Raw genomic sequence first — 26,496 nt, forward strand, 5'->3', positions numbered from 1 at the left:
ATGGTCCCCTAGTTCACCAGCACCGCGCCGTCGCAGCGGATTCCCAGCGCCCAGACGTCGACCTGGCCGATGCCGATGCCGAGCGTCGACAGCAGCGTGGCCAACACCTGGTCGACCGGGCTCGTCACGCCGTTCAGGATGCCGGTGACCAGCCCGCCCAATCCCGGTATCGGCAGCCCGAGCGGGCCGAGATTGATCTGGAGCGAGAGATCGCCGAGCAGGCTTCCGGTCAGCGACGAGAGGAAGTTGGTCGTCGTCACCGTCTTCTTCGTCCCCGCCTGAATGTCGCTGTAGCTGAAGGTGACATTGGTCGGCGTGGTGTTGCCCATGCCGACATGGGCAAGCCCGTTGACCGTGATGGCGCCGAGATTGACCAGCGTCGCCGGCGGCGGATTGGGCTTTCGCGTGAAGTTGGTCATGTCGGCGGCGGTCACGCCGCCGATCCACGCATCGACGATGCCCGGCGTCACGCCGATCGTGACCTGGGACGTATTGATGTTCGGATGGCCGCAGGACACCGCGTTGAGCGTCGCGGTGCCCGAGGCGACCTCGACATAGATCGGCAGATTGACAGTGGAAACGCTGCCGCTGCCCAGCACCTGAACCGTGACCAGCAGCCGGGTCTGGGCGGTGTGGATGCTCACGCCCTGGGTGCCGACCGCGATCCAGCTCGATCCGACCGGCCGTTCGCCGACGGTCAAGAGCACGCTCACATTGGCGATGCCGGGCAAGCCGAGATTGACCGTGGTCGCGATCTGATTGCTGCCATTGGCGATCTGCGCCACCGTGTTGACGAGGTCGAACACCGAAATGCTGGCGCCGACCTTCGGCTTCTGCCCCACCGTGAGATTGGCGAAGGGACCGAGGTCGACCAGCGTGCCGGGCGAGATCTTGGTCTGTGAGCCGGTCACGGCCTGCGAGATCGTCGACAGTGCGGTGGTCGCAGCGTTCGCGCCGTTGGTGAGCTGCTGGGTCGTCAGCGCGGCGGCCATGATGTCGCCGACCTTGATGTTGCTGTTCAAGAGGTCGTTGTAGCTGACGCCGGTCAGATTGACCCGGGTGGCGAGCGCCGAGAGGAAATCCAGGGCGTCGATCCTGGCACTGATCAGGTTGTTGTAGTCCATCACCGACAACGACAGCGTCGTGCCGAGCATGCTGCCGAGCAGCGCGTTGAGCACGCCGCCATTCACCGAGAGCAGCCGCGAGCCGATCGCGAACGATGCCATCTCGGTCGACGTGGCGGTGGCCGATGTCTTGATGGTGAAGCTGCTCGCACCGGTCAGATAGCGCGCGAAGTAGAGTGGCGTCTGGGTATTCAGTGTGACGCGTGCCGCATTCGGAATTCCGGTCGCCGGGGTCACGAAGCGCGACTGCGGCGCGATCGCCGTGTTCGCCGTATAGGTACCGGTCTCGACCTTGACCACCGCGCTGGCCGGATAGTTGTTCTGGGTCACCGTCGCGGTGGCGGCGTTGGTCGCGTTGCTCAAATTGGCGGCGGCGACGATCGCGGCGAGGTCGGCGGTGCTTTGCGTCTTGCGCCGGTCGGCGAAGATCGTGCCGAGATCGACCGCAAGTCCGGCGCAGCCGATGACGAGCGTCATCAGCCCGGCGCTGATCATCGCAAAGTTTCCTCGCTGATCGCCGCGGAAGCGCCGCAGCAGCTTGACGATCCCGGTCATCTCAGAACCCTCCGTACTGAATCGCCGCCGAGCGGGCGATGACGGTCGGCGGTGCCGGAACGAAGGGCAGGCTGTAGATGAAGTTGCCGGCCGCGTTGTAATTGACGGTCACGACATAGACATTGGCATTCGATGCCGACGGCGCGGCGTTGACCGAGAGGTTGGCCGGCACCAGCAGCGGATAGGTCGAGGCGTTGGCCGCGACGTAACTGGTCGCCAGGCTGTTGCGCTCGGTGTCGGTCATGCCTGCGATCGACGAGCGTGCCGCCTCCGCGGCGAGCTGTTGAACGCCGTGCACCATCGCAAGATAAGAGCCGTAGACGATGATGCCGAAGATGAAGGCGAGAAACAGCGGCAGCATCAGCGCGAATTCGACGGCGGACGTGCCACTTCGACAGCGGAAAAACCTGATCATTGCACACCTCGCAACGCTAACTGTGGCGCCACGTTGCGATTCTTTGTTTAAGGAAAACTGTGAAAACCCTTCAGCGAATCAGTGGCTGCAATCCGCGCGAATGACTGCGCTACAAATGATCGGGTGCGCAGCACGTTATAGGGCGATCAAAATATCTGATGCCGAATCCGCAGAAACCCGGGGACGCGCTTCGCTTGTGCAGAAATGCGGTCGTCCGACACCGTATCACTACGTAGCAATGCACGTAACGATGCATATGGTGCGACAAATAGTGACGTGATGTCGTGCGTTCGCCGTGAATTGAAGCTAAACCAATATGCAACCAAATGTTAGTATCCCCTGAATCACATACTATGGAGCTTCGTTTTCGTTATTGCGTCCCGTGCTGAGATTGGAGGGCTCGCGATGCACAGACCACGTCAGCATTTGAACATACCGACTGAGATCGTTCGCACTGTCGTTGCCATCGCCGAAACCGGAAGCCTGTCGAAAGCGGGTGAACGTCTCGGCCTCAGTCAGCCGGCGATCAGCTCGCAGGTCAAGCGACTGCAAAGCCTGGTTGGCGGTGCGCTCTTCGTCAGAACTGCGAACGGTACGACCACCACCGAACTCGGCAAGGTCGCCGTGCAGCAGGCCAGGCGTATCCTGGAAGCGAACGATCAACTGCTTCGTCTCGGCGGCAATCATGAAGGACCCCAGCCGTTGCGGCTCGGGTTGAGCACGATGCTCGCGGAGGAGTTCTTGAAGCTGCAACCGATCGAGGCGCTCGCCGATATCCTGGTTCACGCCGACATGTCGCCGACCATCGTCAGAGGATTGATCGACGGCTACATCGACATCGCCTTCGTCTACAGCAACCCCATGCTCGATGTCGAAGACGAGGTGACGATCGCCAACGAGGCCGATGAGCGCTCGGCATGGGTCCGGTCACGCGATTTTGTGCTGCGGCCGGGAGCCCCGATCCCGATCCTCGCCTGGCCCGGCGACGACTGGATGATCCGGACCCTGACCAAGCACAACATCTCGTACAAGATCGTGTTCAGAAGCCCGAACCATCAGCTGCGGCTCGAGGCGGCGCGGGCCGGATACGGCCTGACGGCGTGCCCGGAGCGGGCGATCCCGCCCTTCCTCGTGCCGGCGAAGGACTACTACCTTCCGGAGTTGCCGGTTCACAAGCGTATGCTGTGTGTGCGCCCGGGCCTCGAAGGCAGCCGTGCCACCGCGCTGGTGCAACGGTTGTCGAGCCTGTTCTTCAGCGGCGCGAAACCGATGCGCCAGGCGAGCAGCATGTAGGTGAGCGGCATGTAGGGCGCGGCATGTCGCACGCATCGTGCCGCCGGATTGCGGCGGCACCGGTCAATAATGCGGGGGCCGCTCGTTGACGGCACCCGGCGCCTGGCGCTCGGCGTCCTGAAGCCGGTCGCGCAATTCTGCGACCTGGCGCGTCAGCGCGTCGATCTGCTTCCACTGTGCCGTGATGGTCTGGTTCAGCGTCTCGATGGTCTCGTCCTGGTAAGTCAGCCGGACCTCCAGCGCATCGAGCCGTTCGGCGAGCTCTGCCGCCTCACTCATGGCCGGCGCTTTCGCTTCCGCGCTCGCGCAGGCCGTGGCCGAGCGCAACGCGTTCGTCGAACACGAAGCATTCGCCGCGCCAGCGGCTGTCCTGTTCCGGCATCTGCTCGAGATATTTCAGAATGCCGCCCTTGAGGTGATAGACCTCGGCGAAGCCGCGCGCGAGCAGGTAGGCGCTGGCCTTCTCGCAGCGGATGCCGCCGGTGCAGAAGATCGCGATCCTCGTGTGCTTTCCGGGATCGAGGTGACGCGCGGCGAAATCCTTGAACTCGCCGAAGCTTGCGATCCTGGGATCCACGGCGCCCTCGAAGGTGCCCATCGCGACCTCGAAGGCGTTGCGGGTGTCGAGCAGCAGCGTGCCGGGCGCGGCCATCAGCGCGTTCCAGTCGGCGGCATCGACATAGGTGCCGACCCGCTCAGTCGGATCGACCGTGGCGTCGCCGAGTGTCACGATCTCCTTCTTCAACCGCACCTTCAGCCGTTGGAACGGCACCGCGGCGGCCTCGGAGAATTTCAGCTCGAGATTGTCGAGCCGTCCGCCGAACAATGGCCCATGCTGCAGCTCCGCGACGAAGGCGTCGATGCCGTCGGCAGGACCGGCAACCGTGCCGTTGATGCCCTCATGCGCCAGCAGCACGCTGCCCTTGAGACCGAGCCCGGCAGCGAGCGCGCGCAGCGGCGCGCGCAGTGCGTGGAAATCGGGCAGCGCGGCGAATTGGTAGAGGGCGGCGACCTTGAGAGCCATGGCCGGGGTTTATCAGGCCGTCGGCGCCGGCGAAACCCCGCAAAGCCATGCGTTATCGGGATGATTCCTCTGGCATGCCAGGCATTGCTCAGCCGGGGATGAATATGTCATGTACTCCGCGTCCGCATCTGCCGGCGTCAGAACATCAGGATCTAGCGAGCTCTCCCCTATGAGGAATTTCCATTTCGCCGGCCGTTCCGCGGTCCATGCCCAGAACGCGATGGTGGCGACCTCGCATCCGGAGGCGGCGCTGGCGGCCATCGAGGTGATGCGCGAGGGCGGCACCGCGGCAGATGCGGCGGTGGCGGCCTGCGCGCTGCTCGGGGTTATCGAGCCGCAATCGACCGGCATCGGCGGCGACTGTTTCGCGCTGATCCAGCCGCGCGGCGAGGGCAAGATCACGGCCTATAACGGCAGCGGCCGCGCGCCGATGGCGGCGAATGCGGATTGGTATCTCGAGCGCAAGATCCACTCGGTGCCGCTGACCTCGGCGCATGCGGTCAGCATTCCGGGCTCCGTCGATGCCTGGGACGTGATCCTGCGCGATCACGGCAAGTTCGGCTTCGACCGGCTGCTGCGGCCCGCGATCAAGGCCGCCGAAGACGGCTATGTCGTCGCGCCGCGCATCGCGTTCGACTGGAAGAACGGCTTTGAGAAGCTGAAGAACGGCACCAACACCGAGCGCTATCTGCTGCCGCACGGCAAGCCTGCGGTGGCAGGCGACGTGATCCGCCAGCCCGAGCTCGGCAAGACGTTGCGCGCGATCGCGCAGAAGGGCCGCGACGCCTTCTATAGCGGCGAGATCGCCGCCGACATGGTCGATACACTGCGCAGGATCGGCGGCCTGCACACGCTCGAGGATTTTGCCGCACATGCGACCGAGACGACCTCGCCGATCGGCACGATGTACAAGGGCCACGACGTCTGGCAGTGCCCGCCGAACGGCCCCGGGATCACCATGCTGGTCATGCTCAACATCCTGTCCCGCTTCGATCTGACGCAGTTCAAGCCGCTCAGCATCGAGCGCTTCCATCTCGAGGCGGAAGCGGCGCGCATCGCCTACATGATGCGCGAGCAGTACATCGCCGATCCGCAGCAAGCCACCGTCGACGTCGCCGGCATCCTCTCGAGGGAGTTCGCCGACGAGCACATCAAGAACATCCGGATGGACCGGATGCTCGACCTGCCGAACGTCGCGCCGCCGATGAATCCATCGACGGTCTACATCACCGTCGTCGACAAGGATCGCAACGTCTGCTCGTTCATCAATTCGATCGCGCATTCCTTCGGCTCGGCGATCGTGACCGACAAGACCGGCATCCTGTTGCAGAACCGCGCCGGCGGCTTCCGCATCCAGCCAGGCCATCCCAACTGCATCGCGCCCGGCAAGCGTCCGCTGCACACCATCATGCCGGCGCTGGCCACGAAGAACGGCCGCGCCGTGATGCCGTATGGCGTGATGGGCGGGCAGTACCAGCCGGTCGGCCAGACCCATGTCCTGACCAACATCCTCGACTACGGCTGTGACGTGCAGGAGGCGATCGACATGCCGCGCGGCCTGCATTACGAGGGCGTCTACCAGCTCGAGGATAGCGTGCCGGCCGAGATCGTCGAAGGCCTGAAGAAGATCGGCCACAAGACCACCCGCGTGGTCCCGCCGCTCGGCGGCGGCCAGGCGATCTGGATCGACTGGGACAAGGGCACGCTGACCGGCGGCTCCGATCCCCGCAAGGACGGCTGCGCGCTCGGCTACTGATTGTCGCGACCGATACGCCGATCGGCGGGAACAAGGAATTGTCGTGGGGGTTGGTGCTGAAAGCCCTTCCGCGCGAGGCCGGTCATCCGTACGCTCGATTCAGACGACACCGAACAGGCTGATTTGCGTGGCGGCTCGTCGCCCTGGCGAGCTGTCGCGACGCACCCGTCGACGCGGCCTCTCACCGAAAATCTCGCCTGCGATACGCTCATTGTCGGCGCCGGCATCACCGGCGCGCTACTCGCCGAGCGGCTGACGCGCCAGGGGCTCGACACCGTCATCGTCGACCGCGAGCATCCCGGCCGCGGAAGCACCGCAGCGAGCACCTCGATGCTGTTGTGGGAGATCGATCGTCCGCTGGTCGAGCTGGCAGCGATCTACGGCTTCGAGCGGGCGGCGCGCGCCTATCGCGCGAGCCTGGAGGCCGTGACCGGCTTGATCGCGTTGGTTCGCCAACACGACCTTCCGGGCACGCTCAGGACCAGGCGGTCTCTGTATCTGGCGGCCGGCAGCTCCGCGAATGAATTGCTCGACGAGCACAAATTGCGGCGCCGCGCGGAGCTGCCCGGCGAGTTTCTCGATCACGCGCGGTTGCTCGACGGCTACGGAATGGCGCGCGCCGGCGCGATCATCTCACCAGGCGCCGCGGACGCCGATCCGCTCCAGCTCGCCCACGGCCTGCTGCGGCTCGCTACGAGGCGCGGCGCACGCCAGTTCGATGCCGAGGCCGTAGCCTTCGATCCGGCCAGCGCGGCGGTCACGGTCGGATTGGAGAATGGCTGCGAGATCGCCGCGAAGGCGGTGGTGCTGGCGACCGGCTACGCGATGCCGGATATCGTCCATTCCGAAATCCAGACCGTGTCCTCGAGCTGGGCGATCGCGACCACGCCGCAGCCGCAGAACGTCTGGAAGGACGGCGCGCTGATCTGGGAGCTTGCCAAGGACTATCTCTACGCGCGTACGACGCCTGATGGACGCATCATCATCGGCGGGGAGGACAGTGAGGAGATCGTCGCGCCTGACGCGCGCGACCGCCTGATCCCGCGCAAATCGCGCCGGCTTATACGACGCCTTACCGCACTGTGGCCGTTCGCCGAGACCGAGATCGACTATCGCTGGGCCGGGACCTTCGACACCACGCGTGACGGGCTGCCGCTGATCGGCCCCGTCCCGGGTGCGAAGGGCGTGTACGCGGCCTATGGTTATGGCGGAAACGGTATCACGTTCAGTTATCTCGCCGCGCAGTTGATCGGCAATCTCATCGCGGGCGGCACCTCGCCATTGCTCGACGATTTCGCGCTAGACCGCGATGCCGGCATGGCCGCTCACTGAAAAATGGCTAGGGATTTGTCGCGCGCTGGGCTAGAGACGGCCGTCCTTCACCAGAGGTGCACGATGCGATCGTCCCGACGTAGGCTCATCAAGACCGCATTCGCCGGCCTGGCAGCCGCGATCTCCACGCCCGCTGTTGTCGTTACGGCAGCGGCCCAAGCAGCAGGAAAGCCCATGACCACAGCTTCAGGCCTCCAGATCATCGACAGCAAGGTCGGCGCCGGCGCCTCGCCGAAGCCCGGGCAGATCTGCGTCATGCACTACACCGGCTGGCTCTACGAGAATGGCCAGAAGGGCAAGAAATTCGACTCCTCCGTCGACCGCAACGAGCCGTTCGAGTTTCCGATCGGCGCCGGCCGCGTCATCAAGGGCTGGGACGAGGGCGTCGCCACCATGAAGGTCGGCGGCAAGCGCACGCTGATCATCCCGCCGGAGCTCGGCTATGGCGCGCGCGGCGCCGGCGGCGTGATCCCGCCGAACGCGACGCTGATGTTCGACGTCGAGCTTTTGGGCGTCAAGTAAGAGGCCCGCGACGACAGGGGCGCAGCGATGAAGATCTCGATCCTCGACGATTATTTCGACACGCTGCGCACCCTCGATTGCTTCACAAAGCTCGCCGGTCATGACGTCACGATCTGGAACGACCACGTCCAGGACGTCGACGCGCTGGCCGAGCGGCTGCACGACACCGATGTGCTGGTGCTGATCCGCGAGCGGACCCAGATCCGCACCCCACTGCTGGAGCGGCTGCCGAAGCTGAAGCTGATCAGCCAGCGCAGCGTCTATCCGCATATCGATATCGACACCTGCACCCGGCTCGGCATCATCGTCTCCTCCGGCCAGCATGCGGATACGCCGTCCTATGCCACCGCCGAATTCACCTGGGGCCTGGTCCTGGCGGCGATGCGTCAGATCCCGCAGCAGATGGCGGCGCTGAAGGCCGGCCAGTGGCAGATCGGCGTCGGCCACACTTTGCGCGGCAAGACACTCGGCATCTACGGCTACGGCCGGATCGGTGCCGTGGTCGCCGGCTACGGACGGGCGTTCGGCATGAACGTGCTGGTCTGGGCGCGCGAGGCGGCTTTGGCGAAGGCGCGTGCTGACGGTCACGAGACTGCCTCCGACAAGGCGGACTTCTTCGCCCGCTGCGATGTGCTGTCGCTGCACATGCGGCTGGTCGATGCGACGCGCGGCATCGTCAAGGCGGATGACCTGGCGCGGATGAAGCCGACCGCGCTGATCGTCAACACCAGCCGCGCGCCGCTGATCGAGGCCGGCGCGCTGGTCGATGCGCTACGCGCGGGCAGGCCCGGCATGGCTGCGATCGACGTCTACGAGAAGGAGCCATTGCGCGACACCTCGGACCCGCTGCTCAACATGGACAACGTGGTCTGCACGCCGCACCTCGGCTACGTCTCGCGCGACGAGTACGAAATCCAGTTCACCGACATCTTCGATCAGATCGTGGCCTATGCCGCCGGAACGCCGACCAACGTGGTCAATCCGGACGTGCTGTCGAGAGCGCGCCCGCGCCCCTGACGCAATGCCGGCATGAAAAAGACCGGCCCGTCGGACCGGTCTTTTTCGTAACATCATTCTCAGGCCGTCACAGCTTCTTGTTCGCGGCATTCGCTGCCCGGTTCACCGCGTCCTTGGCGATCTCCTTGGCGTCGCCGACCGCCTTCTGGCCCTTGCCCTTGGCCTCCTGCAGCGCGCCTTCGCCCTGCATTTCCTCGGAACCAGTGGCCTCGCCGATTTTCTGCTTGGCCTTGCCCATCGCCTCGTTGGCGGTGCCCTTGATCTTGTCGGTGGTGCTGCTCATCGGTCTCTCCCTATGCATTGCAACTTCGGCATGACAACGCGCGGCAGCATCGCAATGTTCCGATTTTCCACTCGCCTCCGCAGGCGCTTTTCGCTAGCGTTCCCTGCACGAAAACTTAACTGGCGAAAGCAGGAACGATGAGCGGTTCCCACGAACACGATCACACCCATTCCCACGACCATCATCATCACGACGACGAGCGCTGGAAGCATGACGGCGTCCGCGTCATTCCCGGCAACCAGCTCGACCCGAACGTGCCGTCGACATCAGGCATGGACCGCAAGGCCGCGATCAATTTCGCGCGCGTCGGCGCCCAGAAATTGTGGGCGGGCACCGTCAGCATCAAGCCGGACGCCAAGACCGGCGCGCATCATCACGGCCATCTCGAAAGCATCATCTATGTCGTGAAGGGCAAGGCGCGGATGCGCTGGGGCGAGAAGCTGCAGTTCACCGCCGAAGCCGGCCCCGGCGATTTCATTTTCGTGCCGCCCTATGTGCCGCACCAGGAGATCAATGCCAGCCCCGACGAGGTGTTGGAATGCGTGCTCGTGCGTTCCGACGGCGAGGCGGTCGCGATCAATCTCGACATCGAGCCGGTCGAGAAACCGGAGAATGTGCTGTGGGTCGATCCGGTGCACCGGCATCCCGACGAGAAGAAATAGGACCGTCATTGCGAGCGAAGCGAAGCAATCCATCGCGCCGCAAGCGGAGAAATGGATTGCTTCGTCGCTACGCTCCTCGCAATGACGAGGTAGTTCAGGGAGGCCAGCATGCCGCTCGTCCGTTACGAGAGTGCCGACCACATCGCGACCATCACGATGACGCGCAGCGAGAAGCACAACGCGCTCAACAACGCGTTGTGCACGGAGCTGCGTGACGCCTGGCTGCGCTTTCGGGACAGCGACGATCGTGTCGCGGTGCTGGCTTCGTCGGAGGAAAAGTACTTCTCCGTCGGCGCCGATGTGGGTGATCTCCCCGTCAACATGTGGCACGCCGTGCCGGGTCTTGGCGTCGAGCTGGACAAGCCGGTGATTGCAGCGACCTCCGGCTGGGTCGTGGGCGGCGCCTTCGTGCTGGTCCAGATGGCCGATCTGTGTGTGGCGTCGGAGACGACGCGATTCATCTATCCCGAGGGGAAGATCGGCACCACCGCGGGTGGCGTCTCCTCGGTGATGGCGCGGATGCCGCACAAGATCGCGATGGAGTTTCTGCTGGTCGGCGAGGAAATGTCGGCGGAGCGCGCCTTCCAGATCGGCTTCGTCAACAAGGTCGCGCCGAAAGGCCAGCACGTCGCGATGGCGCAGGAGATGGCCGCGAAAATCGCCGGCAATGCACCGCTGGTGGTCCGCGCGCTGAAGAAACTGGCGCGCGAGGCCATGCCGAAGGGACCTCTGGAAACCGTCGCCGACGTGCGGCGGCTGCTCGATGAAGTCAGGGACAGCGAAGATCTCAAGGAAGGCGTGAAGGCCTTCGCGGAGAAGCGCAAGCCGAGGTTTACGGGGAAATAGCAACGCAGCGGCGCCGCACCCTTGCTTTCGTCATTCCGGGGCTCGCGAAGCGAGAGCCCGGAATCCATCTAACCGCGATACGCGCAGTGGAATGGATTCCGGGCTCGACGCCGGGCATCGCCCCGGAATGACAGCTCAGGCAAACACGCTGTGATCGATCGGCCCGGTCGGCACCACGTAGCCGTAGCGGGTGTTGGACGGTTCGGCGCCGGCCTTCTGATACGTCTCCTTCATCATCGCGAAGCGGTCGCCTTTCAGCTCCAGCATCGCGCGCTTCGGCTGGATGTTGTAGAGCCGCGCATTGTTGTCGCCGAAGATCGCTGATTTCACCGGGCCGTCGGCAGGGCCGAGCGGCGCATAGCCGAACTTCTTCTGCATCACCTCGGGGATCTCGAGCCGCCGTAGCCCCTCGATCTGCCATTGCGGCGCGCCGGTCCACAGCGCATCGGTGCCCCAGCAGACGTGATCGACGCCGAGCCCCTTGATCAGGGTGCCCATCAGCGCGGCGCAGACATTCGGTTCGGCGACCAGCGTGGTCGCGAACAATTGCCCGACGTCGCCATAGACATTGTTGACGCCATACTGCGCCGGGATGTCGGCGAGGTCGCTGGTCCAGGCGATGCGGCCGGTGCGCTCGAATTCGGCGAGCGCGACGCGGGGATCGCCGCCGACATGGCGATAGGCCGAGTGATAGATGATGAAGTTGAGCTGCGGCCAGTCCTTTGCGGCCTGGCCGACATCGGCGACGTCGGCGAAGCCGCGCAGATTCGGATACTGCTTCTCGATTCCGGGCGGGAATAGACCCTTGTGGATGCAGACATTCCTGATGCCCGCCTTCACCATCTTCTCATAGCCCTTGTAGGCGACCTTCTCGTCGTCCATTCGCCAGGGATAGCGGCTGATCTCCTTGTGGGTGTTGTCGCCGATCGTGTAGCCCTTGCAGGACTCCGGCTTCAGCGCCAGCGCGGCATCGAGCTTCTCGAGCCAGCCGGGCTGGCCCGGCGTGAAAATCGCGTGGCAGAACATGCGCCGCGAGCCCGCCTCGTCGTTGATCTTCTTGCGGGCGTCGGCCATCTGCTCGTTGGTCAGGAACCAGTCCTGCTCGATATCGGACGGTGCCGACGAGATCAGCGCGATCTTGGTGTCGGAATCGAGAAACATCTCCTTCTTGTAGTTGTTGAACTTGAGATCCTCGATGGTCTGCTCGTGATCGTTGAGCTCCTTGTTCCAGCCGGCCTTGCCGACCGCCTTGCGCATCTCGACGAAGCCCATGATGCGGGTATCGTCGCGCAGGAAATGCGTATGCATGTCCATGATGAACTGATCCTTGAGCCCGTTGGCGCGCTCTTGCGCCATCGCGGGCGTCGCGGCTTCCGCCGGCGTGGCGTCGAACAGCGCGCCATAGACCTCGTTCATCGCGACGAAGGAGGCCGCCATGCCGGCTGCGCTCTGGAAGAATCTCCTGCGGTCGAGCCCCTGCTTGGCGCCGAGATCGTCGGCCATCGCTAGCAGCCGGGCCTCGACCTCGCGCTGTCGCTCGTTTTGCGGGTCGGGATAGAACTCGTCGCTGGAAACGATCTGGGTCGGGATCGGGGTTTGGTAGGCGCACAGTTCGGAGGGCATCAAGGCGGCAAGTTCTTCTTCGGTCAGATTGCTGCTCATTCGTCGCTCCCGCTTCGCGCCGGATGTTTCCGGTCGCACCGCCATCCAGACTAGGCGCAACGCCTTGTGTCGTCCGCGCCGATCGCCGGAAACCGGCTTCACAAAATCGTGCACCGTATTTGTCATGGTGAGATGCCGGCATCGCGCGAGCCGGCGCCTGCGCTGCTATGTTCGCGCGCACCGGGTCGAACGAAGAAATCCGGCGAGAAATCTTCAAGGGAGCCAAGCCATGGCCGATTTCGTCCATTCGCGCCGCAGTCTGATCAAAGGCATCGGCGTTGCAACCGCGGCCGGCGTGCTCGGCGAAGCACCGGCGCGGGCGGCGACTGCGGTCCCGGCCGAAGGCGAGATCTGGAGCAGCGAATACTGGGCGAAGAAGGGCGACATCCCGTTGTGGATGTTCCGCAAGCGGATCGGCGCGCCTAAATCCGGCGAGCCCGCGCGGCCGGTCGTGTTCTTCGTCCACGGCTCATCGGTGACGTCGCGCGCGTTCGACCTCACCGTGCCGGGCAAAGGGGAATACTCGCTGCTCAACGCTTTCGCGCGCTTCGGCTTCGATTGCTGGACCATGGACCACGAGAATTACGGCAAGTCGGGCCGCACCTCGGGCAATGCCGATATCGCCAGCGGCGTCGAGGATTTGAAGGCTGCCGTCGAGGTGGTCGTCCGCGAGACCGGCGAGAGGCGCTATCACTTCGTCGGCGAATCCTCCGGAGCGCTGCGTGCCGGCGCCTACGCGATGGCGGCGCCCGAGCGGATCGACCGGCTGGTCTTCGCAGCCTTCACCTACAAGGGCGAGGGCTCGCCGACCCTGGCAAAGCGCGCCGAGCAACTTGCCTATTACCGCAGCCACAACATGCGCAAGCGCGACCGCGACATGATCCGCTCGATCGCGACCCGCGACAAGCCCGGCACCTCGGATCCCGCCGTGATGGACGCGCTGGCGGACGTCGAGCTGCAATTCGGCGATCAGATCCCGACCGGCACCTATCTCGACATGACCGCCAATCTGCCGGTGGTGCGTCCGGAGAAGGTGCTGGCGCCGGTGCTGCTGGTCCGCGGCGAATATGACGGCATCGCCGCCGTTCCCGATCTGGAGGAGTTCTTCAACAAGCTGCCGAACGGCGACCGGCAGTTCATCATTCTGCCCGGTACCGCCCATTCGGTGGCGTTGGCGATCAACCGCGAACTGTTCTGGCATGTAGCGCGGGCATTCCTGACCATGCCGGCGCCGGTCGCGACCTGAGCTGGCCTGCTGGAAAAAAAGTTCGAGCCGATGTCGGGACGGCGTCGGGGCGGTCGTCCTTGGACGGCAAGCCCCGCAAAAAGGAGCCCCTCGTGGCCAATCCCAGAATGATCTTCGTCAACCTGCCGGTCAGCGATCTCGCCCGCGCCACCGCCTTCTATGAGGCGGCAATCGGTGCGACCAGGAATCCGCAATTCTCCGACGATACCGCGTCCTGCATGGTCGTTTCCGAGACCATTTACGTCATGCTGATGACGCATGACAAATTCCGCCGCTTCACGCCGAAGCCGATCTCCGATGCGAAGATCTCGAACCAGGTGCTGTTCTGCCTTTCTGCCGACAGCCGTGCCGAGGTTGACAGCATCGTGACCCGTGCAGGTCACGCCGGCGGCACGGTCGATCCCTCGCCGAAGGACGACTATGGCTTCATGTATGGCCGCAGCTTCGAGGATCTCGACGGTCACATGTGGGGCGTGAACTGGATGGATATCGAGGCCGCGGCCAAGGCGCAGTTCGCCGCGGCGAACGGCTGATCGCATCCGGCCAGCACAAGGAGTTTTGTCATGTCAAAAGTGTCCCCCTGTCTGTGGTTCAACGGCGAGGCCGAAGAAGCTGCCAACCTGTATATCTCGCTGCTGCCCGGCTCCCGCATCGAGAAGGTCCAGAAGAACGTGATCGACGGCCCGTCGGGAAAGGCGGGCAGCGTGTTGCTGGTCGAGTTCACGCTCGCCGGTCAGCGCTTCATGGCGCTCAACGGCGGCGTGAAGATGGAGCACACGCACGCGGTGTCGTTCAAGATCGATTGCGCCGATCAGGCCGAGGTCGATCGCCTCTGGGACGCGCTGCTCGCCAGCGGCGGCAAGGCCGAGCATTGCGGCTGGATCCGCGACCGCTTCGGTGTCGCCTGGCAGATCGTGCCGGCGGAGTTGGCCAAGTACATCGGCGGTCCCGACGACGCGGCTGCCGCACGCGCCATGCAGGCGGTGCTGGGTATGATCAAGCTCGATGCAGAAGCCTTGCGTCGGGCCTATGAGGGCAAGGCTGCGTAAGCCAGCTGTTTGCGTCGCATTGTCGGGTGGGCATGGCGCAAGTGCGCCTTTGCCCACCCTTCGAGATCAACGCTAATAATTGATCCGCAGCCCGATGCCGCCATGCACGGTGTTGCCGACCGGCTGCGGGCCGGCGGTGCCGTTGACGAAGAGGTCGGCGATCCAGCCCTTGCTGATGCGGAAGCCGAGCCGGCCGCCATATTCGAACCAGCCCTGGTTGCCGATCGTCGGCACGATGGTGCCGTCGCCGGTGACGGTGGCGACGATGCCGGAATGGTTGGCAAAGGATTGCACCCAGCCGCCATTGACATTGGCTTCGACGCTCGAGCCGAACAGATGCGTCCACTGGCCACCGACCTTGACCAGATTGGTGCGGTCGGTACCGCCGGCGATGGTGGCGTCGAACGGGTTGAACGCAACGGCCGGATCGCTGTAGCCCGCGACCCGCTGCCACAGCTGCCAGACTTCGACCGAGGCCGCGACCTCGTCGCGTGCCGACAGCCGGCTGATCCACCCCGCACGGCCGTAGACGCCGTAGTTCTCGCTCGATGTCTCGCCGGTGACCGACACCGCGCCGAGGCTCGTGGTGTAGCTGCGGGTATAGCGCACCTTCTCGAACGGCGTGAGGATGGCGCCGATGTCGAAGAACGGCCGCGACGAGCCCCAGTCGACGAAATCGTAGCGCAGCGCGAAGGCGCCGATCGGTGCGCTGGTGACGCTGTAGCCGCCCTCGCTGTATTGCGTATAGGCGATGCCGGCGAGCAGCGACAGGTTCGGCGTGATGGTCTTGCGGCCATGGATGCCGGCCGAGAACGAGCCGGCCGAGCCGAACGCGCTGACGCAGTCGTCGCAGTTGATCTGCTCATTGACGCCGAGCAGCACCGTGCCGAGCACCCGGTTGGTGATCATCTGGTTGAAGCGCTGATTGGCGAGCTCGTTGATCGAGTTGCCGCTCGACGGCGCGCCGGTGATCGGTGTTGACGTCGGTGTTGGCGTAGGAGTGGAGGTCGGCGTCGGTGTCACACTCGGTGTTGGCGTTGGCGTCGGCGTTGGTGTGGGCGTCGGTGTTGGCGTGGCGGTTGCGGACGGAGTTGGCGTCGGAGTTGGGGAAAATGTCGGTGTCGGGCTCGGCGAAGGCGACGGACTTGGTGACGACGGGCAAGGTCCTTCGCAGTTGGTTGGAAACGTCGTGGTCTGAGCTGATGCGGACCTCGGGTGCGTCAACGCGAAGGCGGCCACCAACGCGACGATGAGCGCGAAAATCGAATGACGCATCTGGCGGCCCATGCTCACCGCCCGCACAGCATGCCGGTGGGATCGTCTTCGACCGGCGGTGTCACCGGCGTCGCGTCGGCATATTGGGTGACCGAGCAGAGCCCCGCCGCCTGGCTGCAGGTAGCAGCAAAGGTCCATGGCGGGTTGTTGGTCCTCTGGATCGTCGTGCGTCCGCCGCTCGAGGCGATGATCGCGGTGTCGCCGGGCTGGGTGAGATCGAGACATTGCCGGCTCATGGTGCAGACGGTCGAGGCGCCTTCCTGCAGCACCACGACGGTCCTGCCGCGCTGCGACAGGATGTCGAGCACGGTGCCGCGCACGCCGATGGTCGCGAGCGGCGTCGTGATCGTGTAGGCGGCTTTCTCCGAATGACCGGTGACGAAGCGGAACGCGCCCGAGGTCAGCCGCACCGCGACGTCGCGATAATGGTGCTCGTCGTCGAACACCGTGCGATCGAGCTTGATCGAGGCGCTCGGACCGAGCGAGAGGTTGGTGCTGTCGGCCATCACCAGTCGCGTGGCACTGTCCTGGCCGGTGCGCACCGTCTCGTCGCGCAGCAGTGCGTCGCCGACATTGATCGGCGTCGTCGAGGCGGCGATGCGGGCAACATCGTTCTTGACCATCGCCGCTTCGCCGACGCGCGTCTGCGCCTGAACCGGATGAACCGTCAGTGCGACGACAAGGCCAACGACAACGATCGAGAGAAAGCCGTGACGCGAATTCATTTCCAAACCGATCAAGCGTCCCGTCACCGTACTGGATCGTGCCCCGACCAGATATTGTATAATTGCCACAAGCAGCGCTGAGTTGACTGGATGGTTAGTCTCGGTGGATACGAAATGCGTTCAACGCGGTGGACGTCAAAGTGAGTTCCCGTCACACTCATCACACACGCCCCACGCGACGACATCGGCATAGCTCACATTTCGGCTCACACTCGGCTCACACTTGCCTCTGCGGGATCACCCTCGATCCGTGAACACTGCATCCCAGCCAGCCTCTCGTCTGCAGCGTCCCGCCGTGCGCACGGCGATCGTCGCGGCGATCATCTTCGCCGTCGCCCACGCCGTGCTGCTGCTTGGCATCACGACACCCGACAAGCTCTATTTCGACGAGGTGCATTACGTGCCGGCGGCGCGACAGATGCTGCTGCCGGTCATGCCCGAGCCGATGCTCAATCCGATGCATCCGCCGCTTGCCAAGGAGATCATCGCGCTCTCGATCCGGGCGTTCGGCGACACGCCGTTGGGATGGCGCTATCCGGCGGCGCTGTTCGGCGCGCTGACGCTGGTCGGTGTCTATCTCGCCGCGCTGGCGCTGTTCGCTGCGCAGAGCCGCGCGATCGCGGCCGTGTTGCTGGCCTTCTTCAACCAGATGCTGTTCGTGCAGGCGCGGATCGCGATGCTGGATATTTTCGCGCTCGCCTTCAGCCTGTTCGCGATCGCGGCGTTCATCCACGGCTTCAGGCAGCAGCGGCCGCAACTGGCCTTCGCGCTGGCGGGATTTGCTGCGGGCCTGGCGGCTGCGAGCAAATGGAGCGGGCTGTTCGTGCTCGCAACCTCGATCGCGATCGTCGCGGTGATCCGCCTGATGCAGGGCTGGCGTACGCGCTTTGCCGACGCCAACGCAGACGACTGGTACCAGCCGGATCTGTGGCCGGATTTCCGCCTCTCGCATGTCATCGCCTGCTTCGTGCTGATCCCGGCGGTGGCCTATCTTGCGACCTTCCTGCCGCTCTACGGGCTTTCGCTTCCCGATCTGATCGAGGCGCAGCGCCGGATCTTTGCCGACAACACCACGAGTGCGATACCCGGCCACACCTATATGAGCTCGTGGCCGTCCTGGCCGTTCCTGGTGCGGCCGGTCTGGTATCTGTTCGACAAGATCGGTGACGACCGCATCGCGGCGGTCGTGCTTCTCGGCAATCCGCTGATCCTGTGGCCGGCCCTGATCGCGCTCATGGTCGCGCTGCGCGACTGGATCGTCGCGCGCAGCCGCGATGCGTTCCTGGCGCTGGCGTTCTATCTCGGCCCGTATCTGGCCTGGGCGCTGCTGCCGCGCACGCTCGGCTTCATCTATTATTACCTGCCGGCCGCGACCACCGCGAGCTTCATGCTGGTCTACGCATTGACGCGCAAGGGGATGCCGCGCTGGCTGTTGTGGGCCTTCGTAGCGATCGGATGCCTGGGTTTCGTCGCGATGCTGCCGGTCACGGCGGCCGCGATCGGGACGTCGATGGCGACTTTCAGCCGGCTGATGCTGTTCCAGAACTGGATCTGATCCGCCGGCCGGTGGGGCAGGCGGATCGACGCGATCAGCGTTACTGCGACGCGGCGGTCTTGGTTTCCATGTTCACGACCTGGACGCGACGGTTGGTCGGGTCGAACGGTGCATTCGGGTCCTTCGGCCGGGACTTGCCGTAACCGACCGTCACGAGGTTGGTGCCGTTCAGGCCATAGTGCTCGACCAGGTACCTCTTGATGGTGTCGGCGCGGCGCTCCGACAGCTCCTGATTATAGGCATCGCCGCCGACGGCGTCGGTGTGGCCGGCGATCACGAAGGTCTGCTCTTTCATGCTGGCGTCCGACAGGGCCTTGCCGAGCTCCTCCACCGAAGGGGTCGCATCCCTGCTGATCTCGGCCGAGTTGTAATTGAAGTGGATCTCGAGATCGATCTTCGGCTTGTTGGCCGCGATCTCGGCGATCTCCTGGCGTTCGCCGAGCGACAGCGACCGGGTCTTCCGGTTGCGCACCGAGTTGATGAAGCCGGCTTCCTTGGCGGAGACGGCCGGGTCGACCTGCTGTCCGGCCGACAGGCCGCGGGTCGCCGATTTCGGCTTCAGCGCATTCAGGATCTGGGCGGCCGGGACGGTGTCGCTGCCGGCCAATGCGACGCCCGCCGTCATCGACAGCGCAGCGCCGATCGTCAAAAGGGAAAAGGAAAGAGAGCGGGTCATGATCTGGTCCTCAAACGGTGACAGCCAAATGGGCTTGCTGTCGTTTTGATGCTGGGACCGTACGACCGGTTCAAAGCCATGAATGTGATGCATGTCACGTTGAAGTTCCCGAACTCCCGGATTGGCACGAATCTCACTACATTGCCGAACAAATGCCCCGCGCCGCCGAACCCCTTCCGTTGAGCACCGCCGTCGCCCGCCGCATCTGGCTGTGCGCGCAGCGGCTCGACAGCAAAGCGCCGTTCGGCGAGGGTGCCGCGGCCGTGGCGGCGGCGGTCGAACATCTCGGCTATGTGCAGATCGACACCATCAACGTGATCGAACGCTGCCATCACCACATCCTGTTCAGCCGCATCCCGGACTATCGCCGCGCCGACCTCAAGCAGGCGCAGAGCGCCGACAAGAGCGTGTTCGAATACTGGACGCACGCGCTGGCCTACATTCCCTCCAAGGATCTCGGCTTTTTCCTGCCGGCGATGCGGGCGCACAAGCGCGACGGCCACAAATGGCTGTCCTCGGTAACGCCGGCGGATACACGCAAGGTGATGCGGCTGCTGCGCGAAGGACCGCTCACCATTCGCGACATCGAGGACGACGTGCTGACCGAGAAGGAGCACCTCTGGGCAAGCCGCAAGCCCTCGAAGCGGGCGTTGCAGCTCGCCTTCTATGGCGGCGTCGCCACGATCAGCGAGCGCAACGGCATGCTCAAGACCTATGAGCTGATGAGCAGGCATTTCGGCTGGGACAAGCCGCCGAAGCCCGCATCGGCGTCAGCGCAGATCGGCTATCTGCTCGACCGCGCACTGCGCTCGCAGGGCATCGTCAGCCTGGACTCGATCTGCCACCTCGATGCGCCCAGCAAGAAGGCGGTGCGCAGCCTGATCGAGGCGCGGGTGCGCCGCAGGGAGCTGGTCGCGGTCACGCTCGATGGCGCCGGCAAGCAGGAGCATTGGGCGCGGCCCGAAGTGCTGGAGCAGGGCGGTGATGCCGATCCTGCCTTGGTCCACATTCTCTCGCCGTTCGATCCGCTGATCATCCAGCGCAAGCGCACCGAACTGATCTTCGGCTACGGCCACCGCTTCGAGGCCTACGTGCCGAAGGAGAAGCGCGTGTTCGGCTATTTCGCGCTGCCGGTGCTGGTCGGCGACGACATCGTCGCCGCCATCGACCTCAAGACCGACCGGCAGAACAAGAAGCTCCTGATGCAAAAATGGAGCTGGGTCGGCAACGGCAAGAAGCAGGCCGCGCGCAAGGAATTGAAGCGCCGCATCGAGGACGAGCTCGACCGGTTCGAGCGGTTTCAGCTCGCGGATTGAGGGCTTCGTCATAAGCGCTGGTCGCGGGTCTGCTGGTGTTCCTCGGCGGTCATGAGACCAAGACCGAGTTTGCCGGGGCGAAGTAGCAGCATTGCCTGCGTAGGATGGGTAGAGCGCAGCGAAACCCATCAATTCGTGCCGCGGGCGAGGTGATGGGTTTCGCTGCGCTCTACCCATCCTACGGGTCGTCGTAGCCTGGACTTCGCTGCGCTTCATCCGGGCGACACTTCCTTCCAAGGCTTCCCGATCTTGGGCCGATCCCGCCCAACTCACGAATTGGTTATCACTGACGAATATTGACATTTATCAGTGATAAATCGATACTCTTCATCAGTCGTCAGCCCGATGGAGAGATCCGATGTTCGTCCGTTCCATTTTTTCGAGCTATTACAGGCTCTTGACGGGGGCGTCGTTGGCTTTCGCGGTGTTCGCGCTGACCGGCTGTAATGAGAAGGCGGCGGAAAACGCCGATCCGGGACGGCCAGTCCTGGTGGCGACCGTCCATTACGAAGCCGAAACCCCCGAGCGCAGCTTCGTCGGCACGATCAAGCCCCGGATCGAAGCCGATATGGGCTTTCGGGTGGCCGGCAAGGTGGCCAAGCGGCTGGTCGAGGTCGGACAGACAGTCGACGTCGATCAGCCCTTGGCCACCCTCGACGAGGTCGATTTGAAGCTGCAGGCCGAGCAGGCGCAGGCCGAATTCAGCGCCGCGACCGGGGTGCTGGCGCAGGCCGCCGCCGCCGAGCAGCGCGCCAAGGACCTGAAGGCCAAGGGCTGGGCCACCGATGCCGCGCTGGATTCCGCCAAGGCCGCCGGCGACGAAGCCCGTGCCCGGCTCAACCGCGCCGAGCGCTCGGTCGAACTGACCAACAATTCCCTCTCTTACGCAACGCTGGTGGCCGACACCCGGGGTGTCGTCACCGCGACCATGATCGAGCCGGGCCAGGTGGTTGCCGCGGGCCAGGCATCGATCCGTGTCGCCCGACTTGGCGAGAAGGAAGCTGTCGTCGCGATCCCAGAGACGCTTCTTGCTCGTGCCAGGTCGGGCGTCGCCACGGTGACGCTGTGGTCGGATGCCAAGAAGACCTATGCCGCCAAGCTGCGCGAGGTCGCGCCGCAGGCCGATCCCGCGACCCGCACCTATCTCGCGAAATTCTCGCTGCCCGAGGCCGACGATGCCGTCTCGCTCGGCATGACGGCAACCCTCACCTTGGCTGACAAGGCGACCGAGCGGGTGGCCAAGCTGCCGCTGTCGGCGCTGTACAGCCAGGGCGGCGATCCCTCGCTCTACATCGTCGACGACAAGGGCGACATCGCGCTCAAGCCGGTCAAGGTGCAGGCCTATGAGAGCAACTGCGTCGTGATCGCCGGCGGCGTCGCCGAGGGCGCCAAGGTGGTCGCGCTCGGCGTGCAGAAACTCGATCCGAGCCAGAAGGTTCGGGTCGTGTCGTCGCTGTCGTTCTAGCTGTAGCGGAAACGGTTCTGGGACCTGGAGAGTTCGATGAAGCGCTTCAACCTTTCGGCCTGGGCGGTCAGCCATCCGACGCTGGTCTTGTTCCTGATGATCGTGCTCGGCGTCGCCGGCTACTTCTCCTACGAGAAGCTCGGCCGTGCCGAGGATCCGTTCTTCACGGTCAAGGTGGTGAACGTCTCGGTGATGTGGCCGGGCGCGACCTCGCAGGAAATGCAGATGCAGGTCGCCGATCCGATCGAGAAGAAGCTGCAGGAGCTGCCGTTCTTCGACAAGGTGCAGACCTATTCCAAGCCGGGCTTCACGGCGATGCAGGTCTCCTTCAAGGATTCGACCTCGCCGAAGGACGTGCCCTATCTCTTCTATCTGCTGCGCAAGAAGCTGGTCGACGTCCAGGGCGAGCTGCCCTCCGGCATCCTCGGCCCCGTCGTCAACGACGAATTCTCCGACGTCGATTCGATCCTCTACATGATGACCGGCGACGGCGCCGATTATGCGCAATTGAAGAAAGTCGCGGAAGGCTTCCGCCAGCGCCTGCTCAAGGTGCCCGGCGTGACCAAGATCGACCTCTACGGCATCCAGGACGAGCGCATCTTCGTCGAGTTCTCGCATGCCAAGCTTGCAACCCTCGGCATCACGCCGCAGGCGCTGTTCGATTCGCTCGCCAAGCAGAACAACGTGACGCCGGCAGGCACCGTGGAAACCTCCTCGCAGCGCGTGCCGCTGCGCGTCACCGGCGCGCTCGACGGCGTCAAGGCGGTCGCCGAGACGCCGGTCGAGAGCAATGGCCGCGTGTTCCGGCTCGGCGACATCGCCACCGTCACCCACGGTTATGTCGATCCGCCAACCTTCAAGGTGCGGCAGGAAGGCAAGCCCGCGCTCGGCATCGGCGTCGTCACCGCCAAGGGCGCCAACATCCTCGAGCTCGGCAAGGACGTCGCACAGGCGACCGCCGAGTTCATGAAGGCGGTGCCGCAGGGCATCAATGTCGACCAGATCGCCGATCAGCCCAAGGTGGTCGAACACGCCGTCGGCGAGTTCGTGCACTCCTTCGTCGAGGCGCTGGCGATCGTGCTGTTCGTTTCCTTTGTCGCGCTCGGCTGGCGCACCGGCATCGTGGTGGCGCTGTCGGTGCCGCTGGTGCTCGGCATCGTCTTCATCGTGATGAACGCGATGTCGCTCGACCTGCACAGAATTACGCTGGGTGCGCTGATCATCGCGCTCGGCCTCCTGGTCGACGACGCCATCATCGCGGTCGAGATGATGGTGGTGAAGATGGAGCAGGGCTGGGATCGCATGAAGGCGGCGTCCTTTGCCTGGGAATCCACCGCGTTTCCGATGCTGACCGGCACGCTGGTCACCGCGGCCGGCTTTCTGCCGATCGGCTTTGCCAATTCGGCGGTGGGCGAATATGCCGGCGGTATCTTCTGGATCGTGGCGATCGCGCTGGTCGCCTCCTGGTTCGTCGCGGTGATCTTCACGCCCTATATCGGCGTCAAGCTGTTGCCCAACATCAAGGTGCACCAGAACCACGATCCGCACGCAATCTACGAGACGCGGATGTATCGCGGCTTGCGCAGCATCGTGCAGTGGTGCGTCGATCACCGCATCAAGGTGGTGGTGGCGACCGTCGGCGTCTTCTTCGCCTCGATCGTCGCGTTCGGCCACGTCCAGCAGCAGTTCTTCCCGCTGTCGGAGCGGCCCGAATTGTTCCTGCAGCTCCGCCTGCCCGAGGGCACGGCCTTCAACGTCACCGAGAAGGCGGTCAAGAAGGCCGAGGCGCTGCTCAAGGACGACCAGGACATCGAGACCTACACCGCCTATGTTGGCCAGGGCTCGCCGCGCTTCTGGCTCGGCCTCAATCCGCAGCTGCCGAACGAGGCCTTTGCCGAGATCGTCATCCTGTCCAAGAACGTCGAGGCGCGCGAGCGCATCAAGGCCAAGATCGAGCAGGCCGCGGCCGATGGCGCGCTCAACGAGGCGCGGGTCCGGGTCGACCGTTTCAACTTCGGTCCGCCGGTCGGCTTCCCGGTTCAGTTCCGCGTGATCGGGCCCGACGCCAGCAAGGTGCGCGACATCGCCTATCAGGTCCGCGAGGTCATGCGCCAGAACCCGAACGTCAAGGACGTCCAGCTCGACTGGAACGAGCAATCGCCCTATCTGAAGCTGGTCGTCGACCAGGACCGCGCCCGCGCGCTCGGCCTCACCCCGCAGGACGTCTCGCAGGCGCTGGCGATGCTGATCTCGGGCGCGTCGGTCACCACGATCCGCGACGGCATCGAGAAGGTCGGCGTGGTCGCCCGCGCCGTGCCGGCCGAGCGGCTCGATCTTGGCCGCGTCGGCGATCTCACCATCACCTCGCGCAACGGCGTTGCCGTGCCGCTGCAGCAGATCGCCAAGATCGAATATGCCCATGAGGAGCCGATCCTGTGGCGGCGCAACCGCGACATGGCGATCACCGTGCGCTCCGACGTCATCGACGGCGTGCAGGCGCCCGACGTCACCAACCAGATCGCGCCGAAGCTGAAGGACATCCAGGCGCATCTTGAGCCCGCTTACCGCATTGAGCCGGGCGGGGCGTTCGAGGAATCCGCCAAGGGCAATGCCTCGATCTTCATCCTCTTCCCGGTGATGGTGATGGTGATGTTGACGCTGCTGATGATCCAGCTGCAGAGCTTCTCGCGCCTGTTGCTGGTGTTCCTGACCGCGCCGCTCGGCATCGTCGGCGCCTCGCTGGGGCTCAACGTTGCCAACCAACCATTCGGTTTCGTGGCCCTCCTCGGATTGATCGCGCTGGCCGGCATGATCATGCGCAACACCGTGATCCTGGTCGATCAGATCGAGAGCGACGTGGCGAGCGGCCTGACCCGGCGGGAAGCCATCGTGGAGGCCGCGGTCCGCCGCGCCCGCCCGGTGGTGCTGACCGCGCTTGCGGCGATCCTCGCCATGATCCCGCTGTCGCGCTCGGCGTTCTGGGGACCGATGGCGATCACCATCATGGGCGGTTTGTTTGTTGCGACTTTCCTCACCTTGCTGTATCTGCCGGGCCTTTACGCCCTCTGGTTCCGCAAGTCCCTCGATGAGTGCGGTCCCGGCGTGCAAACTGATACTGCGCCGCAGCATGCCGGAGATGCGCAACGCGCAATTCCGCTTGCTGAAGCGGCTGAATAATTGAAGATTGAGCAGGCCAACATGACGCTGATCTCGGAACATAGCGAAACCGACACCCGTGAGCGGATTCTCACGGTGGCGGAGCGTCTGTTCCGGCAGATCGGCTACCTCAAGACCACGGTTGCCGACATCGCCAAGGAGCTCAGGATGAGCCCCGCCAACGTGTACCGCTTCTTCGACTCGAAGAAGTCGATCCACGAGGGCGTGGCGCGCCGGTTGATGGGCGAGGTCGAGGTCGAGGCACAGCGCATCGCGCTGCGGTCGGGGTCGGCCGCGGTGCGGTTGCGCGACTTGATGATTTCAGTCAATCGCATGAACACCGAGCGCTATGTCGGCGACAGCAAGCTGCACGAGATGGTCGAAATCGCGATGCAGGAAGACTGGGACGTCTGCGTTATCCATATGGAGACGATCACCGGCGCCATCGGCCAGGTGATCGCGCAGGGCGTCGCATCCGGCGAGTTCGAGGTCAAGGACCTGATGACCGCATCGCTGTGTGCCTGCACGGCGATGATGCGCTTCTTCCACCCGCAGATGATCGCCCAGTGCGCGACCAAGCCGGGCCCGACCATCGACGAGATGATCGATTTCGTCATCGCGGGGCTGGCTCCGCGGGTCCGGGCGAACTGAGACCGGCATACTGACGCACTCGTCAATTGACTTCCTCGTCATTCCGGGGCGATGCGTTAGCATCGAACCCGGAATGACGAGATTCCGGGTCTGGTCCTTCGGACCATCCCGGAATGACGAGGAGCATGGCGTGACCGCGAAAGACCTGCATTTCTACGAGCCGAAGAACGGCCACGGGCTGAAGCACGATCCGTTCAACGCCATCATCGCGCCGCGCCCGATCGGCTGGATCTCCTCGCGCGATACCAGCGGCAACGTCAACCTCGCGCCCTACAGCTTCTTCAACGCGTTCTGCTACGTGCCGCCGATCATCGGTTTCTCCTCCACCAATTGGAAGGACAGCGTCGCCAACATCCAGGAGACCGGCGAGTTCGTCTGGAATCTGGCGACGATGGATCTGGCAAAGCACATGAACGCGACCGCCGCGCATGTCGCGCGGGACGTCGACGAGTTCAAGCTGGCCGGCCTGACGCAAGCCGCGGGCAAGCTCGTCAACGTGCCGCGGGTCGCCGAAAGCCCGGTGTCGTTCGAATGCAAGGTGAGCCAGATCATCCAGCTGCAGGGCGCCGACGGCAAGAAGGCGCAGGCCTGGCTGACGCTCGGCGAGGTCGTCGCCGTCCATATCGACAAGGCCTTCATCAAGGACGGCGTCTACCAGACCGCGCTCACCCACCCGATCGTCCGCGCCGGCCGGATGGGCGACTATTTCGAGATCAAGCCGGAAAACCTGTTCGAGATGGTTCGGCCGGATTGAGGCTCCACTCCAACGTCTTCCTCGCCCCGCGCCGTTGTCCGCGCGAGATGGACGGCAATCACGTTGCCACGAAACGGTCACTCGCAACCTGGCCGCGAGCAGACTAACCTCCCTCGGCCAGGCCGGATCAACGGCCG

The 26,496-nt window shown here is 64.4% G+C and carries 25 protein-coding genes and 1 pseudogene; 17 read left to right on the forward strand and 9 right to left on the reverse strand.

The features are described 5' to 3' along the window. Nucleotides 1-8 precede the first annotated feature (8 nt). Both IC762_RS08235 and IC762_RS08240 read right to left on the reverse strand, forming a co-directional pair. On the reverse strand, nucleotides 9-1,679 hold the full coding sequence (locus IC762_RS08235) for a pilus assembly protein TadG-related protein (protein WP_195788316.1): 1,671 nt from the start codon (nucleotides 1,677-1,679) through the stop codon (nucleotides 9-11). Between the two features lies 1 nt (nucleotide 1,680). Then, nucleotides 1,681-2,094, reverse strand: a complete 414-nt coding sequence (locus IC762_RS08240; RefSeq protein WP_195788317.1) for a TadE/TadG family type IV pilus assembly protein — start codon at nucleotides 2,092-2,094, stop codon at nucleotides 1,681-1,683. 405 nt (nucleotides 2,095-2,499) lie between these two features. Between IC762_RS08240 and IC762_RS35215 the strand changes: the two are divergent. Then, nucleotides 2,500-2,649, forward strand: a pseudogene (locus tag IC762_RS35215) (helix-turn-helix domain-containing protein); the annotation flags it as partial. A 186-nt stretch (nucleotides 2,650-2,835) separates the two neighbouring features. Next, a complete protein-coding gene (locus tag IC762_RS35220) occupies nucleotides 2,836-3,387 on the forward strand; it encodes a LysR substrate-binding domain-containing protein (RefSeq protein WP_246801623.1) in 552 nt (183 codons plus the stop codon). Nucleotides 3,388-3,450: 63 nt separating this feature from the next. Here IC762_RS35220 and IC762_RS08250 read toward each other — a convergent pair whose 3' ends face one another. After that, on the reverse strand, nucleotides 3,451-3,666 hold the full coding sequence (locus IC762_RS08250; RefSeq protein WP_195788318.1) for a SlyX family protein: 216 nt from the start codon (nucleotides 3,664-3,666) through the stop codon (nucleotides 3,451-3,453). Beyond that, nucleotides 3,659-4,411 (reverse strand): rhodanese-related sulfurtransferase, encoded by a 753-nt coding sequence (locus tag IC762_RS08255; RefSeq protein ID WP_195788319.1) that lies wholly within the window; start codon nucleotides 4,409-4,411, stop codon nucleotides 3,659-3,661. Before IC762_RS08255 ends, IC762_RS08250 begins: the two co-directional genes overlap by 8 nt. 169 nt (nucleotides 4,412-4,580) lie before the next feature. On the opposite strand from IC762_RS08255, the gene ggt reads away from it, so the two are divergent. The 4 genes from ggt to IC762_RS08275 all read left to right on the forward strand — a co-directional run bounded on the left by ggt (nucleotide 4,581) and on the right by IC762_RS08275 (nucleotide 9,038). Beyond that, the gene (gene ggt, locus IC762_RS08260) at nucleotides 4,581-6,167 is read left to right on the forward strand and encodes a gamma-glutamyltransferase (RefSeq protein ID WP_195788320.1); all 1,587 of its coding nucleotides are present in this window, start codon (nucleotides 4,581-4,583) and stop codon (nucleotides 6,165-6,167) included. 123 nt (nucleotides 6,168-6,290) lie between these two features. Then, on the forward strand, nucleotides 6,291-7,499 hold the full coding sequence (locus tag IC762_RS08265; protein WP_246801476.1) for an NAD(P)/FAD-dependent oxidoreductase: 1,209 nt from the start codon (nucleotides 6,291-6,293) through the stop codon (nucleotides 7,497-7,499). A gap of 63 nt (nucleotides 7,500-7,562) precedes the next feature. Then, nucleotides 7,563-8,021, forward strand: coding sequence for an FKBP-type peptidyl-prolyl cis-trans isomerase (locus tag IC762_RS08270; protein WP_195788321.1), 459 nt, complete (start codon nucleotides 7,563-7,565; stop codon nucleotides 8,019-8,021). Nucleotides 8,022-8,048: 27 nt separating this feature from the next. Beyond that, a complete protein-coding gene (locus IC762_RS08275; protein ID WP_195788322.1) occupies nucleotides 8,049-9,038 on the forward strand; it encodes a D-2-hydroxyacid dehydrogenase family protein in 990 nt (329 codons plus the stop codon). Nucleotides 9,039-9,105: 67 nt separating this feature from the next. Here IC762_RS08275 and IC762_RS08280 read toward each other — a convergent pair whose 3' ends face one another. Continuing rightward, nucleotides 9,106-9,321 carry a CsbD family protein gene (locus tag IC762_RS08280; RefSeq protein ID WP_195788323.1) on the reverse strand — a complete coding sequence of 72 codons (216 nt, stop codon included), beginning with the start codon at nucleotides 9,319-9,321 and terminating at the stop codon, nucleotides 9,106-9,108. A 137-nt stretch (nucleotides 9,322-9,458) separates the two neighbouring features. Between IC762_RS08280 and IC762_RS08285 the strand changes: the two genes are divergently transcribed. Both IC762_RS08285 and IC762_RS08290 read left to right on the forward strand, forming a co-directional pair. Beyond that, the gene (locus tag IC762_RS08285; RefSeq protein ID WP_195788324.1) at nucleotides 9,459-9,983 is read left to right on the forward strand and encodes a cupin domain-containing protein; all 525 of its coding nucleotides are present in this window, start codon (nucleotides 9,459-9,461) and stop codon (nucleotides 9,981-9,983) included. A gap of 108 nt (nucleotides 9,984-10,091) precedes the next feature. After that, entirely contained in the window at nucleotides 10,092-10,829 is a 738-nt protein-coding gene (locus tag IC762_RS08290; RefSeq protein WP_195788325.1) for an enoyl-CoA hydratase/isomerase family protein, read from the forward strand. A gap of 135 nt (nucleotides 10,830-10,964) precedes the next feature. Here IC762_RS08290 and IC762_RS08295 read toward each other — a convergent pair whose 3' ends face one another. Beyond that, nucleotides 10,965-12,491, reverse strand: a complete 1,527-nt coding sequence (locus IC762_RS08295) for an amidohydrolase family protein (RefSeq protein ID WP_195788326.1) — start codon at nucleotides 12,489-12,491, stop codon at nucleotides 10,965-10,967. A 229-nt stretch (nucleotides 12,492-12,720) separates the two neighbouring features. Here IC762_RS08295 and IC762_RS08300 point away from each other — a divergent pair, with 229 nt between their 5' ends. From IC762_RS08300 to IC762_RS08310, 3 genes are all read left to right on the forward strand, one after another. Next, nucleotides 12,721-13,737, forward strand: coding sequence for an alpha/beta hydrolase (locus tag IC762_RS08300; RefSeq protein ID WP_195788327.1), 1,017 nt, complete (start codon nucleotides 12,721-12,723; stop codon nucleotides 13,735-13,737). A gap of 107 nt (nucleotides 13,738-13,844) precedes the next feature. Continuing rightward, nucleotides 13,845-14,270, forward strand: coding sequence for a VOC family protein (locus IC762_RS08305; RefSeq protein WP_195790048.1), 426 nt, complete (start codon nucleotides 13,845-13,847; stop codon nucleotides 14,268-14,270). A 30-nt stretch (nucleotides 14,271-14,300) separates the two neighbouring features. Next, a complete protein-coding gene (locus tag IC762_RS08310; protein ID WP_195788328.1) occupies nucleotides 14,301-14,786 on the forward strand; it encodes a VOC family protein in 486 nt (161 codons plus the stop codon). Nucleotides 14,787-14,858: 72 nt separating this feature from the next. Here IC762_RS08310 and IC762_RS08315 read toward each other — a convergent pair whose 3' ends face one another. Together IC762_RS08315 and IC762_RS08320 are read right to left on the reverse strand one after the other, a co-directional pair. Beyond that, nucleotides 14,859-16,088, reverse strand: coding sequence for a hypothetical protein (locus tag IC762_RS08315; protein ID WP_433995880.1), 1,230 nt, complete (start codon nucleotides 16,086-16,088; stop codon nucleotides 14,859-14,861). Continuing rightward, nucleotides 16,076-16,684 (reverse strand): FecR family protein, encoded by a 609-nt coding sequence (locus IC762_RS08320; protein WP_246801625.1) that lies wholly within the window; start codon nucleotides 16,682-16,684, stop codon nucleotides 16,076-16,078. The genes IC762_RS08315 and IC762_RS08320 overlap by 13 nt, the downstream gene beginning before the upstream one ends. Nucleotides 16,685-17,081: 397 nt before the next feature. Between IC762_RS08320 and IC762_RS08325 the strand changes: the two genes are divergently transcribed. Further along, nucleotides 17,082-18,341 carry a phospholipid carrier-dependent glycosyltransferase gene (locus IC762_RS08325; protein WP_433995881.1) on the forward strand — a complete coding sequence of 420 codons (1,260 nt, stop codon included), beginning with the start codon at nucleotides 17,082-17,084 and terminating at the stop codon, nucleotides 18,339-18,341. 40 nt (nucleotides 18,342-18,381) lie between these two features. Here IC762_RS08325 and IC762_RS08330 read toward each other — a convergent pair whose 3' ends face one another. After that, complete coding sequence (locus IC762_RS08330) at nucleotides 18,382-19,017, reverse strand: OmpA family protein (RefSeq protein WP_195788332.1); 636 nt, start codon at nucleotides 19,015-19,017, stop codon at nucleotides 18,382-18,384. A 152-nt stretch (nucleotides 19,018-19,169) separates the two neighbouring features. Between IC762_RS08330 and IC762_RS08335 the strand changes: the two genes are divergently transcribed. From IC762_RS08335 to IC762_RS08355, 5 genes are all read left to right on the forward strand, one after another. Further along, complete coding sequence (locus IC762_RS08335) at nucleotides 19,170-20,333, forward strand: winged helix-turn-helix domain-containing protein (protein ID WP_195788333.1); 1,164 nt, start codon at nucleotides 19,170-19,172, stop codon at nucleotides 20,331-20,333. A gap of 358 nt (nucleotides 20,334-20,691) precedes the next feature. Continuing rightward, nucleotides 20,692-21,798 carry an efflux RND transporter periplasmic adaptor subunit gene (locus IC762_RS08340; RefSeq protein ID WP_195788334.1) on the forward strand — a complete coding sequence of 369 codons (1,107 nt, stop codon included), beginning with the start codon at nucleotides 20,692-20,694 and terminating at the stop codon, nucleotides 21,796-21,798. Nucleotides 21,799-21,834: 36 nt separating this feature from the next. Then, a complete protein-coding gene (locus IC762_RS08345) occupies nucleotides 21,835-24,975 on the forward strand; it encodes an efflux RND transporter permease subunit (protein ID WP_195788335.1) in 3,141 nt (1,046 codons plus the stop codon). A gap of 21 nt (nucleotides 24,976-24,996) precedes the next feature. Continuing rightward, nucleotides 24,997-25,605 (forward strand): TetR/AcrR family transcriptional regulator, encoded by a 609-nt coding sequence (locus IC762_RS08350; protein WP_195790049.1) that lies wholly within the window; start codon nucleotides 24,997-24,999, stop codon nucleotides 25,603-25,605. 130 nt (nucleotides 25,606-25,735) lie between these two features. Next, nucleotides 25,736-26,359, forward strand: a complete 624-nt coding sequence (locus tag IC762_RS08355) for a flavin reductase family protein (protein ID WP_195788336.1) — start codon at nucleotides 25,736-25,738, stop codon at nucleotides 26,357-26,359. Nucleotides 26,360-26,496 lie beyond the last annotated feature (137 nt).

The organism is Bradyrhizobium genosp. L (assembly GCF_015624485.1).
Taxonomy (GTDB): Bacteria; Pseudomonadota; Alphaproteobacteria; order Rhizobiales; family Xanthobacteraceae; genus Bradyrhizobium.